The sequence below is a fragment of the Kitasatospora sp. SolWspMP-SS2h genome, from assembly GCF_003259315.1.
Taxonomy (GTDB): Bacteria; Actinomycetota; Actinomycetes; order Streptomycetales; family Streptomycetaceae; genus Kitasatospora; species Kitasatospora fiedleri.
In genome coordinates this window covers 14,734-27,654 of sequence record NZ_QLLT01000023.1, presented here as the reverse complement: position 1 = coordinate 27,654, position 12,921 = coordinate 14,734, and the positions used below count along the sequence as shown (strand labels likewise).

Genomic DNA, 12,921 nt, shown 5'->3' with positions numbered 1-12,921 from the left:
CGTCGGTCCCGGGCCGCCGCGCGTCGCTCCGCCGCTACTGCGGCAGCCGGTAGGTGCCCGGCCCGACCGGCTCGACCAGGCCGTCGGCGACCAGCCCGTCCAGCGCCCGGGCCCGCTGCACCGCGTCCGACCACACCACGTCCAACTGGCCCTGCCCGACCAGCCCGTGGGCGTCCCGCAGCACCGCCAGCAGCTTGCCGCGCACCTGCCGGTCGGTGCCCTCGTAGGTCTGCCCGCGGCGCGCCGGGCCCTGGTACGGCGGGCAGCCGGCCCGCTGCCAGGCGCACTCGGCCAGCAGCGGGCAGCCGCCGCACTGCGGGCCGCGGGCGGTGCAGACCAGGGCGCCCAGCTCCATCACCGCGACCGCCCAGGTCGCGGCCCGCTCGTCGGTCGCGGGCAGCAGCTCGTGCGCGGTGCGGCGCTCGGCGGCCGTGGTGGCGTTCGCCGGGTACTCGACGCCGGTCACCGCCCGGGCGAACACCCGGCGCACGTTGGTGTCCAGCACCGCGTGCCGCTGCCGGAACGCGAACGAGGCGACCGCCGCCGCCGTGTACTCCCCCACCCCGGGCAGCGCCAGCAGCGCCGCGTGGTCGTCCGGCACCACGCCGCCGTGCCGCTCGGTGATCGCGACGGCCGCGCCGTGCAGCCGCAGCGCGCGGCGCGGGTAGCCGAGCCGGCCCCACATCCGCACCGCCTCGCCGGGCGCGTCGGCGGCCAGCGCGGCGGGCGTGGGCCAGCGCTCCAGCCAGGCCGCGTAGGCGGGCAGCACCCGCTTCACGGGCGTCTGCTGGAGCATGAACTCGCTGACCATCACGGCCCAGGGCGAGGCGTCGGGGGCCCGCCAGGGCAGGTCGCGGGCGTGGGCCTCGTACCAGCCGATGACGGTCGAGTGCAGCGCCTGGAGGGCGCCCGGGGGAAGAGTCGAAGCAGTGGCAACCATGGCCCTACGATCCTGCCACGACCCGGGCCGGAGGCTTAAAGCCCCAGGTCATCGAGCTCCTTCAGCAGGTCCGCGCGCGGGCTGACCGGCCCGGCCGGGCCGATCGCGGACGGGCCGGACGCACCGGACGCACCGGACGCGGCGGATTTCCGGCCCGGGGCGGCGCCCGGGGCGGGCAGCGACGGGGCGGCGGGGCCGTCGGGGAGCGCGGCCGCCTGCTTCGGGCGGCGGTCCCGGAAGATCCACGCCCCCGCCAGGCCGCCGACCAGCCCGCCCAGGTGGCCCAGCCAGGACACCCCCGGGGTGCCGGGGACCGCCGTGGTCAGCAGGTAGGCGAAGGAGGCGCCCATCACCAGGCCGATCAGCGAGTCGATCAGGTTCCGGTCGAACAGGCCGCGCAGCACCACGTAGCCGAAGTAGCCGAAGATCACGCCGCTCGCGCCGACGGTCACCACGTCCCCCCGCTCGAACAGCCACACCGCCATGCCGCTGGTCACCACCAGCAGCACCGTCAGCCCGAGGAACTTGCGCACCCCGCGGTACGCGGCGAGGAACCCGAACACGAACAGCGGGCCCGAATTGCCCTGCAGGTGCTGCCAGTTCAGGTGCAGGAACGGCGCGGTCAGCAGGTACCCGAGGCTGTCCACGTCCCGCGAGCGGATGCCGTGCAGCAGGGCCATCCGCCCGTCGAGCAGCCAGTTCACCAACTGCACCGCCCAGACCAGGCAGAGGAAGCCGAACATGGTGAAGAACGCCTTGCGCGCCTCGGCGATCATCTGCGCCGGGTCGAGGGACGTGCCGCTGGGGGCGCGGTCGTGCGGGGAGGCCATGAGGGCGACTATAGGGCGACGCGACGACGTGTCGAGTCCCTCTTCCGGACCAAATGGCGGATGATGTGAAAGAAGTGGTCCCGGTGCGGTGTTGATGCGTCAACAGGCGCACAGGGTCTCGTAGAGTTTGCGCGTGCCCTCTCTGCGCCAGCCCGTCGGACCCCTGCCCGCCTCGATCTACTGGCGGCGCCGCGCCGTGGTCCTCGTCGCCCTCGCCGTCGTCCTCCTGGTGGTCGGCTGGCTCACGCTGGGCGGCGGCGACGGCGACAAGCGGAAGCAGGACTCCGGGAACGGGCCGCTGCCCGCGCCCGCCCAGTCGATCACCCCCGGCGCCTCCCCGACCGGCCCCGCGATCACCACCCGCCCCGGCGGCACCGGCGGCGGGGGCAACGGCGGTGCCAGCGGCAGTGGTTCCGGCACCGGCGGTTCCGGCACCGGCGGGACGGGCTCCGGCGCGGGCGGCGAGATCAGCGTCACCGGCGGCGGCTCCGCCGGCGGCAGCGGCTCCTCGGGCTCCGCAGGTGGCGGGACGGGCTCCGGCGGCTCCGGCGGGGCGGGCACCGGCGGCGGCAACTCCCGCCCCGGCGGCGGGGCCTCGCCCGCCGTCAACACCACCGAGGTGATGGCGCTACCGGTCTGCACCACCGCGCAGCTGACCCTCGAACTCGCCCCGGGGCAGAGCGCGTACCCGGCGAAGGACAAGCCGAAGCTGGCCCTGACCGTCCGCAACTCCTCCGGGGCGGGCTGCCGGATCAACCTCTCGCACGAGTACTCCTTCCTGACCGTCACCTCCAGCGCCAACGAGCGGGTCTGGTCCTCCGCGGACTGCATCACCGAACGCACCGACGCCTGGGCCCAGATCGCCGGCAACAGCGGCGTCACCGAGACCTTCACCTGGGACCGCTCGCGCTCCAAGCCCCAGTGCGCCACCCCCGACCCCGCCCCGGCCCAGCCCGGCAACTACCTGGTCCAGGCCGACCTCACCGGCCCGGCGGGCGGCCCGCTCTCCGCCCGCACCTCGCTGCGCCTGGAGGGCTGAGCCCCCGGCACCGCGCCGTCGGCCCGCGGTCCGTCCCGGGTGCGGGCCCGGCGCGGTCTCGCGGCCGCGCGGGCGGGACGGTCAGACGTACCGCTCCAGGATGGAGGACTCGGCGAGCCTGGACAGCCCCTCGCGCACCGAGCGGGCCCGGGTCTCGCCGACGCCCTCCACGGTCTGCAGGTCGTCGATGGACGCGGCGAGCAGCTTCTGGAGGCCGCCGAAGTGGTCGACCAGCCGCTCGATGACGGTGTTGGGCAGCCGCGGCACCTTGGCCAGCAGCCGGTAGCCGCGCGGGGAGACCGCGGAGTCGAGCGACTCGGGGGTGCCGGTGTAGCCGAGCGCCTTGGCCACCGTCTGGAGGTCCAGCAGTTCGGCGTGGGTGAGCGCCTCCAGGTCGGACAGCACCTCGGTGACGGTGCGGCCCTTCTTGGCGGCCCGGTCCGGGAAGTAGTCGCGCACCACCAGCTCGCGCTCGGGCTCGACGCCCGCGATCAGCTCGTCCAGCTGGAGCGAGAGCAGCCGGCCGTCGGTGCCGAGCTCCAGCACGTACCCGGCGATCTCCCCGGCGATCAGCCGGACCATCTCCAGGCGCTGCACCACCGCCGAGACGTCCCGGACGGTGACCAGGTCCTCGATCTCCAGCGCGGACAGCGTGCCGGCCACCTCGTCCAGCCGGAGCTTGTAGCGCTCCAGGGTGGCCAGCGCCTGGTTGGCGCGGGAGAGCACGGTGGTGGAGTCCTCCAGCACCCGGCGGGCGCCGTTGACGTAGATGGCGATCAGCCGCATCGAGTGCGAGACCGCGACTACCGGGTAGCCGGTCTGCCGGTTGACCCGCTCGGCGGTGCGGTGGCGGGTGCCGGTCTCGTCGGTGGGGATGTTGGCGTCCGGCATCAGGTGGACGCCCGCGCGCAGGATCTTGGTGAGGTCCTTGTCGAGGATCACCGCGCCGTCCAGCTTGCACAGCTCGCGCAGCCGGGTGGCGGTGAACTCGACGTCCAGCACGAAACCGCCGGTGCACAGCGCGTCCACGCTCTTGTCGAAACCGAGCACGATCAGGCCGCCGGTGTTGGCCCGGAGCACCCGCTCCAGGCCGTCCCGCAGCGCCGTGCCCGGCGCGATCGCACTGAGGGAGGCCCGCAGCAGGGCCTCCTCGCGGGAGGACTTGTCCGCCCGGTCGATGGCTGCCACGTGACTCCTTGGGCCGACCCGGACCGTGTGCCACGGCGGCCGACGGTCTGTCTGTTGTTGCTGCGAATGATGCCGATGAGCAGGTGAAGTCTAACTGCGTGCGGCCGCGGCGGGGCGTGGGTCAGCCCAGTTCGTCCGAGTCGACCGGCTCCCAGCCCGCCATCAGCTCCTCCGGGAAGGCCGGGACGGGGGCCTGGGCGCGGGCCCGGGCGAGCGCCCGGGCGCCCTGGTCCGCGGGCGGCGCCGCGTCCTGCCGGGGCTTCGAGCGGGGGCGGCGGCCGGGGATCGCCCGCAGCGCCTCGCCGATGTCGGAGACCTCCACCACCTTCATGCCCGCCGGGACCTTGCCCGGGTCCGGCGGCACCAGGGCGTGCGTGAAGCCGAGCCGGTGCGCCTCGGCGAGCCGGCGCTGCACGCCCGTCACCCGCCGCACCTCGCCCGCCAGGCCGACCTCGCCGATCGCCACCAGGTTGTTGGGCAGCGGCGTGTCGGTCGAGGAGGAGGCCACCGCGAGGGCGATCGCCAGGTCCGCCGAGGGCTCGGTGAGCTTCACGCCGCCGACGGTGGCGGTGTAGATGTCCTGCTTGCCGAGCTTCACCCCGCCGTGCCGCTCGACCACCGCCAGGATCATCGCGATCCGCGGCGACTCCAGGCCCGAGGTGGTGCGCCGGGGCGAGGGGATCTGCGAGTCCACCATCAGCGCCTGCACCTCGGCCACCAGCGGGCGCTTGCCCTCCAGCGTGACGGTCAGGCAGGTGCCCGCGACGGGCTTGTCGCGGCGGGTCAGGAACAGGCCGGACGGGTCGGCCAGGCCGACGATGCCCTCGTCGTGCAGCTCGAAGCAGCCGACCTCGTCGGTCGCCCCGTAGCGGTTCTTCACACCGCGGATCAGCCGCAGCCGGGCGTGCCGGTCGCCCTCGAAGGAGAGCACCACGTCCACCAGGTGCTCCAGCAGGCGCGGGCCGGCGATCTGGCCGTCCTTGGTGACGTGGCCGACCAGCAGGGTGGCCATGCCGCGCTCCTTGGACGCCCGGATCAGCGCGCCCGCCACCTCGCGGACCTGCGCCGGGCCGCCGGGGGCGCCGTCCAGCTCGGCGGAGGCGATGGTCTGCACCGAGTCGAGGACCAGCAGGCCGGGGCCGACCGCGTCGATGTGGCCGAGCACCGCGCCCAGGTCCTGCTCGGCGGCCAGGTAGAGGTGCTCGGAGAGCGCGTTGATCCGGTCGGCGCGCAGCCGGACCTGCCCGGCGGACTCCTCGCCGGTGACGTACAGCGTGCGGTGCCGCTCGCTCGCGGCCTTCGCCGCCACGTCCAGCAGCAGCGTGGACTTGCCGACGCCGGGCTCGCCCGCCAGCAGCACCACCGCGCCCGGCACCAGGCCCCCGCCGAGCACCCGGTCCAGCTCCGGGACGCCGGTGGAGCGGGCGGTGGCGACCTGTCCGTCGACCTGCCCGATCGGCTTGGCGGGCGCGGAGACCGGCCCGGCCGCCGTCGTCCGGATCGGCACCGCGCCGTACTCCTCCACCGTCCCCCACGCGTTGCACTCGGGGCAGCGGCCGACCCACTTGAGCAGCTGGGCGCCGCACTCGGTGCAGCGGTACGAGGAGCGCGGCTTGGCGGTGGTCTTGGTACGGGCAGCCATGCGGGCCACCGTAGCGCCTCGCACCGACAGCGGCCGGACGTCACCCGGACGGCGTCAACCGGGCGAACAGGGGATCGGTCCTGTTACCCGAAAGAAGGACAAGCGGCCGAAACCCCCCGGGCGACGGGTTTGGGCTGCCTACCGTCGATCCCGTGACCACCGGCCAGCCCCACCCCGTCGACCCGTCCCCGGCCCTGCGGGCGTACGGCGCGTGCGTCGACGGGCTGTTCACCTACTGCCTGTCCGTGCTCTGCGCGCACGACGCCGCCTCGGCCGCCGTCCTGGAGGTCCGCGACCTGGCCCGCCGCCACGGCGACCGGATCGAGGACCCGGCCCTGCTGCGGGCCTGGCTGTACGCGCTGGCCCGGCACTGCTGCCTGGCCCGGCTGGAGGGCGGCGCGCCGGACGGCGGCCCGGCGGGCGGCCCGCCCGGGCCCGGCGCGGGCCGCGAGCGGCGCGAACTCGCCTCGCTGGCCTGGCCGGAGGCGGCCGGCACCGACCCGGAGCAGCGCGAGGCGCTGGAGCTGGCGGTCCGGCACCGGCTGGACGGCGCGGAGGTCGCGGCGGTGCTCGGCCTGAGCACCGGGGCCGCGGCGGCGCTGCTGGACGCGGCGGGCGCCGAGGTCGGCCGCACCAGGACGGCGCTGCTGGTGCTCGGGGTCGGCTCCTGCCCGGAGCTGGCGCAGCTCGGCGGGGTCGGCGCGGAGTCCTGGCGGGGCTGGGTGCTGGGCCCGGCGCTGCGCCGCGAACTGGTGGCGCACCTGGTGGAGTGCCCGACCTGCCGGGGCACCGCGGAGCGGGTCGCCGGGCAGCTCGGGCACGGCCTGGCCGGGCTGCCCGGCCTGCCGCTGCTGGCCGCGCCGGGCGCGCTGCGCCCGGTGTCCGCGCCGACGGCGGGCGGGGCGGCGTTCCTGTCCGGCGCGGCGGCGGGGCGGCGGGCCGCGCAGGGCCCGGCGGAGCCGCGGTTCGACCAGCGCGGCTTCCCCCGGCACCGGATGCCGTCGGTGCCGCGCGGCGCGGCGGTGCGCCAGCGGGTGGTCACCACGGGCGTGCTGGCGGCGGTGCTGGCCGCGCCGGTGGTGGCGCTGTGGAGCGCGCACCGGGACGGCGGGGAGGACCACGCCTCGGCGGTGTCCTCGGTGCGGGTGGACGCCACCGCCGGGGCCGGGCACCGGGTGCCGGTGCCGGAGCCGACCGCGGTCGCCGCTGCGGCGCTGCCGCCGGCCGTCTCGGTGGGGTCGCTGGAGCTGGCGGGGGCGATCGCAGAAACGTCCCTGCCGGCCCTGCAGGGGCCGGCCGTCGCGGTGCCCTCGGCCGGGTCCGCCCCGCTCTCCAGCCCCGCGCTGACCGCCGCGCCCGCCCCGGCGCCGTCCGCCGCCCGGCTGGCCGTGCAGGCCGGCGAGTACGGCAGCCGCACGGTGCTGACCCTGACCAACACCGGTGACGCCCCGCTGTCCTGGCAGGCCGTGCTGGACGTGGACTGGCTGCGGCTGAGCCGGGACGCCGGCACCCTGGCCCCCGGCCAGCGGATCACCGTGACCGTCACGGTCGACGAGTCGCGCGCCCCGCAGACCCGCTGGACCGCGCACCTGGCGCTGCCGCCCTCCACCGCCGTGGTCACCCTGGAGGGCGGCACCGACCACCGCGGCCTGCCCTCCCCCGGCGGCCCCTCGCCGTCCGCGGGCGGCTCCGACGCCCCCGCCCCGCCGAGCCCGTCGCCGTCCGGCTCCTCCACCGCGCCCGGCTCGCCGTCCGCCTCGGCCCCGGCGCCGGCCTCCCCGTCGCCGTCCGCTCCCCCGTCGTCCCCGTCGTCCCCGGCTCCGTCGGCCTCCCCGTCGTCCCCGGCGTCCCCGTCGTCCGGGAGCCCGTCCGACCCGGGCTCCGGCTCCCCCGCCGCCCCGCCGTCCGGGTCGCCCGCGCCCTGACGGGGTGCCGCCCCCTCCGGCGGGTCGGAGGGGGCGGGCCGGGCGGTCGCGTCCCGCCGGTCAGCGCGGCCGGACGGCCGGCAGCCGGTAGCTGCCGTCGAGCACCGCGTCCTGCGGCTGGTACATCCGCACCATCGGCCGGAAGCCGCCAGCGGGCGCGGGCAGCCAGTTCGCGAGCTCGTCCCGGTCGGTGGGGGGTTCGTGCCGGAGGTGGAGGGTCAGCGAGCCGTCCTCGCCGTACACCAGGCCGGGCGTGCGGTCGCCGATCGAGTACCGGTCGATCGGGTTGGGGACCAGCCGGTACTCCGGGGCGCCGTACATCGTCACCGACCAGAACGCGCCCACCGGCGGGGGCTGCTCGAAGCGCAGGGTGTACGCGTGCGCGCCGGTCAGCGGGACGCCGTCGGCGTCGTGGTGGGTGGTGGCGTACACCGCCTCGTAGGCGTGGTTGCCCCACAGACCGGCCCGGGCGGCGACCGCGCGGGTCAGGTACGCGGCCCGGCGGTCGGCGATCCGCCACTGCGGCTCGGCGCGGGTGCCGGGGCCGAGGTGGTCCAGGTTGTAGTCGAACAGGTGCAGGTTGGCGGACCACTCGCCGGTCGGTTCGCCGGCCCCGGCGGTCGCCGCCTCCACCCGCTCCCGGCCGGCGGCCAGGCCCTTGGCGAGCGCCGCCGTCCACTCGGCCGGGCCGTCCAGGTAGGGCGAGCGGCCCTGGTCGAGCAGCCCGATCGGGGCGAAGCGCTGCTGGAAGGCGACGTCGGCGGCGGCGGGCGGGAAGGCCGCCATCCAGCGCCGCAGCCGCTCCAGGAAGAGCAGCTCGGCCGGGACGTCCGCGTCCGGCTCCGGCAGCCCGGCCGGGGTGCCGGAGCCGCCCTCCAGCGGGGTGAGGGTGAGCTGCCGCTGGAGGTCCCGGACCCGGTCGAGGTCGTCCGGCCCGGCGCAGGAGTTGCGGCCGGCGATCACCGCGACCGTGGTCGGCGCGACGATCACCGGCACGTCCGGCGGCGGCTCGCCCTGCCAGCCGGGCGGGGCGATCAGCCAGGTCTGCTCGGCGGTGCCGGACGAACGGCGGCCCACGTAGGCGAAGTTGTTCGTCCAGGCGTCGATGAACTGGAGCACGTCGTACGCGCCGCCGGTGTCCGGGACGTGCAGCAGCAGCGGACCGGCGGAGAGGTCCAGCGGCGCGTTCGAGTACAGCGTGTCGTTGTTCACCGACACGAAGTCCGTGTCGGCGTCGGCGAGTCGGGTGGAGTGGCCGAAGGCGTTCCAGGGGGTCGGGCCGACCGCGCCGAACCCCCGGCGGACGAGGGTGTCCACGGCGGTCAGGTCGGCCACCAGCGGGGAGCCGTACACGAAGGCCTCGGCGGCCAGCATCTCGGGCGTGGCGTCAGCCATGCGAACGTCCTTGTCTGCTCGGTGACTTCGGCGGAGGGCCGGGGCGGGGCGCGCCGGGTTTCCCTCCCGCCCTCCTCCCCACGGAAAGGGAACATTCCGACATACCGGTACACCGGGATGCTATGCGCTCCCCTCCGGTCCGGCACGCCGGGAAGTCGACGTCCCGTCAGCCGGTCCGCGGTCTGCTCCCGGCAGAACCGCTCCGCTCCCGGTGAACGCGGCGCATGGACCGCGCCCGGCCCGGAGACCTTCCCGGGCATGGACATCCTTCTGCTCGGCGGCTCCGCGTTCCTCGGCCGCGCCTACGCCGCGGCGGCGCTCGCCCGCGGCCACCGCGTCACCACCTTCAACCGCGGCGTCAGCCGGGCCGACCCGCCCGGCGTCGAGGCCGTCCACGGCGACCGCACCGACCTCGCCGACCTGCACCGCCTGGTCGACGGCCGCCGGTGGGACGCCGTCGTCGACACCTCCGGCCAGCAGCCGCACGACGTGGCCACCGCCGCCCGGCTGCTCAGCGGCCGGGCCGGGCACTACGGCTTCGTCTCCTCGGTGCACGCCTTCGCCGACTGGCCCGCCCGCCCCGTCGACGCCGACTCCGCCACCCTCGACTGCCCCGGCGACCTCCCGCCCGGCCGGCCCTTCGCCAACGCGCTCAAGGCCGGCTGCGAGCGCGCCCTGCGGGACAACTTCGACGGACCGGCCGCGATCCTCAACTGCGGCCTGCTGATCGGCCCGCACGAGCCCATCGGCCGGCTGCCCTGGTGGCTCGACCGGATCGCCCGCGGCGGCCCCGTCCTGGCCCCCGGCGCCCCCGACCGCCCGATCAGCCTGATCGACGCCCGCGACTTCGCCGCCTTCGGCCTCGACCTGGCCGAGCGGCGGGCGGCCGGCCGCTACCTCACCACCGCGCCGGTCGGCTCGGCCACCACCGGCGAACTCCTCGCCGCGTGCCGCACCGCGACCGGCTCCGACGCCGAGTTCGTCTGGACCCCGGACGACGAGCTGCTCGCCGCCGGGGTCTCCCCGTGGACCGAGCTCCCGCTCTGGGCCCCCGCCGCCGAGGGCTGGCACGGCACCTGGCGGGCCGACCCCGCCACCGCCCTCGCCGCGGGCCTGCGGGTGCGCCCGCTGCTCGACACCGTCACCGACACCTGGGCCTGGCTGGAGTCCGGCGGTCGCGCGGAGGTCTCCTACCGGCAGCTGGACACCCCGCTGGGGATCGACCCGGCGAAGGAGCGGGAGCTGCTGGGACGCCCCTGAGCGCCGCCCGCCTCACCACGGCACCGGCGCGCCGTGCCGGTCCAGGAAGCGCAGCCCGGGCGTCCCGGCCTGCGCCTCCAGGACGTCGACCACCGCGGGGACGCTCCGCCGGGGGTCGAGCGGCGCGTCGGGGCCGCCCAGCCGGGTGCGGTTGTGGCCGGGGTCGATCAGCAGCTTGGTGTGGCCGTCGTCGGCGTGCCGGGTCGCGTAGCTGCGCATCAGCTGGTTCAGCGCCGCCTTGCTGGCCTTGTACAGCTCGTAGCCGCCCTCGGTGTTGAGCGAGACGCTGCCCTGCTCGGAGGACATCACGGCGACCGTGCCGCCCGGGACGACCAGCCCGCGCAGGGCGGCCAGGACCCGCAGCGGGGCCAGCGCGTTGACGGTCATCACCTCGGTGAACACCTCGGTGGGGACCTCGTCGATCGGCCGGTCCCCCCGGTCGATCGCCGCGTTGACGAAGAGCAGGTCGAGCGGGCGGCCGGCCAGACGCCCGCGCAGGGCGGCGAGGGCGGCGGCGTCGGTGACCTCCAGGGTCTCCACCGCGAGCCGGCCGCCGACGGCCCGGACGGCGGCCGGGAGCCCGCCGCGGTCCGCGCGGGCGGTGGCCACCACCTGCCAGCCGCGGCGGGCGAGTTCCTCGGCCAGGACCAGTCCGAGGCCGCGGGAGGCGCCGACCACGAGGGCGCGGCGGGGCGGCGGGGCCGGGTGGGTCATCGGGTCTCCTCGGGGAGCGGCGCGGGGGGCCCGCGCGGTCGGACCCGAGTCTAGACGCAACGTCGCGTCTAGGCACAACGCGACGTCCGGGCCGGGCGGGTTCCGGCCGATAGGGTGGCGGGCATGTCCGCCACCAGCACCCCGCCGACGCCGCCGACCCCGTCGACCCCGTCGACCCCGGAGCCCCGGGCGCGCTCCGGCAACCGGCGCGACGAGGCCGCCCGGCTGGCCGTGCTGCACGCCGCCGACGACCTGCTCGCCGAACAGGGCTTCGCCGCGCTGACCGTGGAGGCGATCGCCCGGCGGGCCGGGGTCGCCAAGCAGACCATCTACCGCTGGTGGCCCTCCAAGGTGGAGATCCTGCTCGACACTCTGATCGAGGACAGCGCCAAGACGCTCCCCGTCCCCGCCGACCGGCCCACCGCCGCGGCCGTCCGCGGCTACCTGCACGACTTCGCCCGGTTCCTCGACCGGGACCCGGCCGGCAAGGTGCTGCTCACCCTGCTCGCCCAGGCGCAGCACGACCCCGGTACCGCGGCGTCCCTGCACCGGCGCCACCTCGGGCCGCGCCGCGAGCAGGAGCGCGCCTGGCTGGCCGCCGCGGCGGACGCCGGGGAACTCGCCCCGGTGCTCGGCCTCGACGCGGCGCTGGACGCGCTGACCGGCCCGCTGGTGTACGCCGCGATGACGGGGGCGCCCGCCCGCCCCGAACTGGTCGACGCCCTGGTCGACCGGCTGCTCGCCCCGCGCGGGTGAGCGCCCCGCGCCCGGACGGTGGCGGGCGCCCTCAGTACGCCGGGACGCTCGCCCGGTGCGCCCGGCGGGCGCTCAGTAAGCCCGGCGGGCGCTCTCAGTACGCCCGGCGGGTGACGAGTTCGGCGAGGGCGAGCAGGTCGTCGGCGCGGGAGGGGTCGGGGACGGCGGTGGCGAGGTGGGCGATGGCGGCGGCCATCCGCTCGCAGCTCTCCGCCTGGGCCCAGGCCCGGCCGCCGGCCCGGTCGACCGCGTCGGCGGCGGCGGCGAGTTCGGCGGGGCTGAGCGGGCGGCCGGTGGCGTAGAGCGCGGCGAGTTCCGCGCCGGCCGGGGTGCCGGAGGCGAGGGCGTGCACCACCGGGAGGGACTTCTTGCGGGCGGCGAGGTCGGCGCCGACCGGCTTGCCGGTGACCGCGGGGTCGCCCCAGATGCCGATCAGGTCGTCGATCAGCTGGAAGGCCAGCCCGATCTCGCGGCCGAAGGCGTCCATCGCGTCGGCGGTGCCGGCGTCCGCGCCCGCGTACAGCGCGCCGAGCGCGCAGGCGCAGCCGAGCAGGGCGCCGGTCTTGGCCTCGGCCATGCCGAGGCACTCGGCGAGGGTGACGTCGGCGCGCTGCTCGAAGGAGCAGTCGGCCTGCTGGCCGGCGCAGAGTTCGACCACGCAGTCGGCGAGGCGGCGGACCGACGCGGCGGCGGCCGGGTGCGGGTCCTCGGCGAGCACCCGCAGGGCCAGCGAGTGCATGGCGTCGCCGGCCAGGATGGCGCCGGTGGTGCCGAACACCCGCCAGGCGGTGGGGCGGTGGCGGCGGGTGTGGTCGCGGTCGAGGACGTCGTCGTGCAGCAGGGTGAAGTTGTGCACCAGCTCGACGGCGGCGGCGGCGCGCACCGCGTCCTGCGGGCGGCCGCCGACCGCGGTGGTCGCGGCGAGGACCAGCGCCGGGCGGATCGCCTTGCCGGTGCCGGCCGCGCCGGGGCTGCCGTCGGCCTCCAGCCAGCCCAGGTGGTAGCCGGAGATCCGCCGCATGGACTCGGGCAGGGTGTCGACGGCGGCGCGCAGCGCGGGGCCGACGGTGCCGCGGGCCCGGTCGAGCAGGGCCAGCGCCTCGGCGGCGTCCCGGCCCGCGTCGGCGGCGGCCCCGTGCTGGTCGCGTTCGGGCACGGTGATGGCCATGGTGAAGTCCTCCCCCTCGGCCGGCCCCGGCTGCGGGACGGCGGGAATGCGCGCTGACGGGCGG

Annotated in this window: 11 protein-coding genes; 4 read left to right on the top strand and 7 right to left on the bottom strand. The window is 76.8% G+C overall.

Annotation, left to right across the window (positions count from 1 at the left end; genetic code table 11):
* Positions 1-34: 34 nt before the first annotated feature.
* Positions 35-940 (bottom strand): A/G-specific adenine glycosylase, encoded by a 906-nt coding sequence (locus tag K353_RS25800; RefSeq protein ID WP_111555932.1) that lies wholly within the window; start codon positions 938-940, stop codon positions 35-37.
* 35 nt (positions 941-975) lie between these two features.
* Positions 976-1,770 (bottom strand): rhomboid family intramembrane serine protease, encoded by a 795-nt coding sequence (locus K353_RS25795; protein ID WP_111555931.1) that lies wholly within the window; start codon positions 1,768-1,770, stop codon positions 976-978.
* A gap of 133 nt (positions 1,771-1,903) precedes the next feature.
* Here K353_RS25795 and K353_RS34530 point away from each other — a divergent pair, with 133 nt between their 5' ends.
* Entirely contained in the window at positions 1,904-2,809 is a 906-nt protein-coding gene (locus K353_RS34530; protein ID WP_158585490.1) for a hypothetical protein, read from the top strand.
* Between the two features lie 81 nt (positions 2,810-2,890).
* Here K353_RS34530 and disA read toward each other — a convergent pair whose 3' ends face one another.
* Complete coding sequence (gene disA, locus K353_RS25780) at positions 2,891-3,949, bottom strand: DNA integrity scanning diadenylate cyclase DisA (RefSeq protein ID WP_111555992.1); 1,059 nt, start codon at positions 3,947-3,949, stop codon at positions 2,891-2,893.
* A gap of 169 nt (positions 3,950-4,118) precedes the next feature.
* Complete coding sequence (gene radA / locus K353_RS25775; protein WP_111555928.1) at positions 4,119-5,639, bottom strand: DNA repair protein RadA; 1,521 nt, start codon at positions 5,637-5,639, stop codon at positions 4,119-4,121.
* A 152-nt stretch (positions 5,640-5,791) separates the two neighbouring features.
* On the opposite strand from radA, the gene K353_RS25770 reads away from it, so the two are divergent.
* Positions 5,792-7,564, top strand: a complete 1,773-nt coding sequence (locus K353_RS25770) for a sigma-70 family RNA polymerase sigma factor (RefSeq protein WP_111555927.1) — start codon at positions 5,792-5,794, stop codon at positions 7,562-7,564.
* 60 nt (positions 7,565-7,624) lie between these two features.
* Here K353_RS25770 and K353_RS25765 read toward each other — a convergent pair whose 3' ends face one another.
* Positions 7,625-8,959, bottom strand: a complete 1,335-nt coding sequence (locus tag K353_RS25765; protein ID WP_111555926.1) for a DUF1254 domain-containing protein — start codon at positions 8,957-8,959, stop codon at positions 7,625-7,627.
* A gap of 258 nt (positions 8,960-9,217) precedes the next feature.
* Between K353_RS25765 and K353_RS25760 the strand changes: the two genes are divergently transcribed.
* Entirely contained in the window at positions 9,218-10,219 is a 1,002-nt protein-coding gene (locus K353_RS25760) for an NAD-dependent epimerase/dehydratase family protein (protein ID WP_111555925.1), read from the top strand.
* A 12-nt stretch (positions 10,220-10,231) separates the two neighbouring features.
* Here the strand turns inward: K353_RS25760 and K353_RS25755 are convergent, their stop codons facing one another.
* Entirely contained in the window at positions 10,232-10,933 is a 702-nt protein-coding gene (locus K353_RS25755) for an SDR family NAD(P)-dependent oxidoreductase (protein WP_111555924.1), read from the bottom strand.
* 123 nt (positions 10,934-11,056) lie between these two features.
* On the opposite strand from K353_RS25755, the gene K353_RS25750 reads away from it, so the two are divergent.
* Positions 11,057-11,689: a TetR/AcrR family transcriptional regulator gene (locus K353_RS25750; protein ID WP_111555923.1), complete on the top strand. Its 633-nt coding sequence runs from the start codon at positions 11,057-11,059 to the stop codon at positions 11,687-11,689.
* Positions 11,690-11,783: 94 nt separating this feature from the next.
* Here the strand turns inward: K353_RS25750 and K353_RS25745 are convergent, their stop codons facing one another.
* Entirely contained in the window at positions 11,784-12,857 is a 1,074-nt protein-coding gene (locus tag K353_RS25745; protein WP_199528245.1) for a family 2 encapsulin nanocompartment cargo protein polyprenyl transferase, read from the bottom strand.
* Positions 12,858-12,921 lie beyond the last annotated feature (64 nt).

Coding starts and splice junctions, on each gene's coding strand:
- K353_RS25750 (WP_111555923.1), top strand. CDS start 11,057: ATGTCCGCCACCAGCACCCCGCCGACGCCGCCGACCCCGTCGACCCCG.
- K353_RS25745 (WP_199528245.1), bottom strand. CDS start 12,857: ATGGCCATCACCGTGCCCGAACGCGACCAGCACGGGGCCGCCGCCGAC.
- K353_RS25755 (WP_111555924.1), bottom strand. CDS start 10,933: ATGACCCACCCGGCCCCGCCGCCCCGCCGCGCCCTCGTGGTCGGCGCC.
- K353_RS25760 (WP_111555925.1), top strand. CDS start 9,218: ATGGACATCCTTCTGCTCGGCGGCTCCGCGTTCCTCGGCCGCGCCTAC.
- K353_RS25795 (WP_111555931.1), bottom strand. CDS start 1,770: ATGGCCTCCCCGCACGACCGCGCCCCCAGCGGCACGTCCCTCGACCCG.
- K353_RS25800 (WP_111555932.1), bottom strand. CDS start 940: ATGGTTGCCACTGCTTCGACTCTTCCCCCGGGCGCCCTCCAGGCGCTG.
- K353_RS25765 (WP_111555926.1), bottom strand. CDS start 8,959: ATGGCTGACGCCACGCCCGAGATGCTGGCCGCCGAGGCCTTCGTGTAC.
- radA (WP_111555928.1), bottom strand. CDS start 5,639: ATGGCTGCCCGTACCAAGACCACCGCCAAGCCGCGCTCCTCGTACCGC.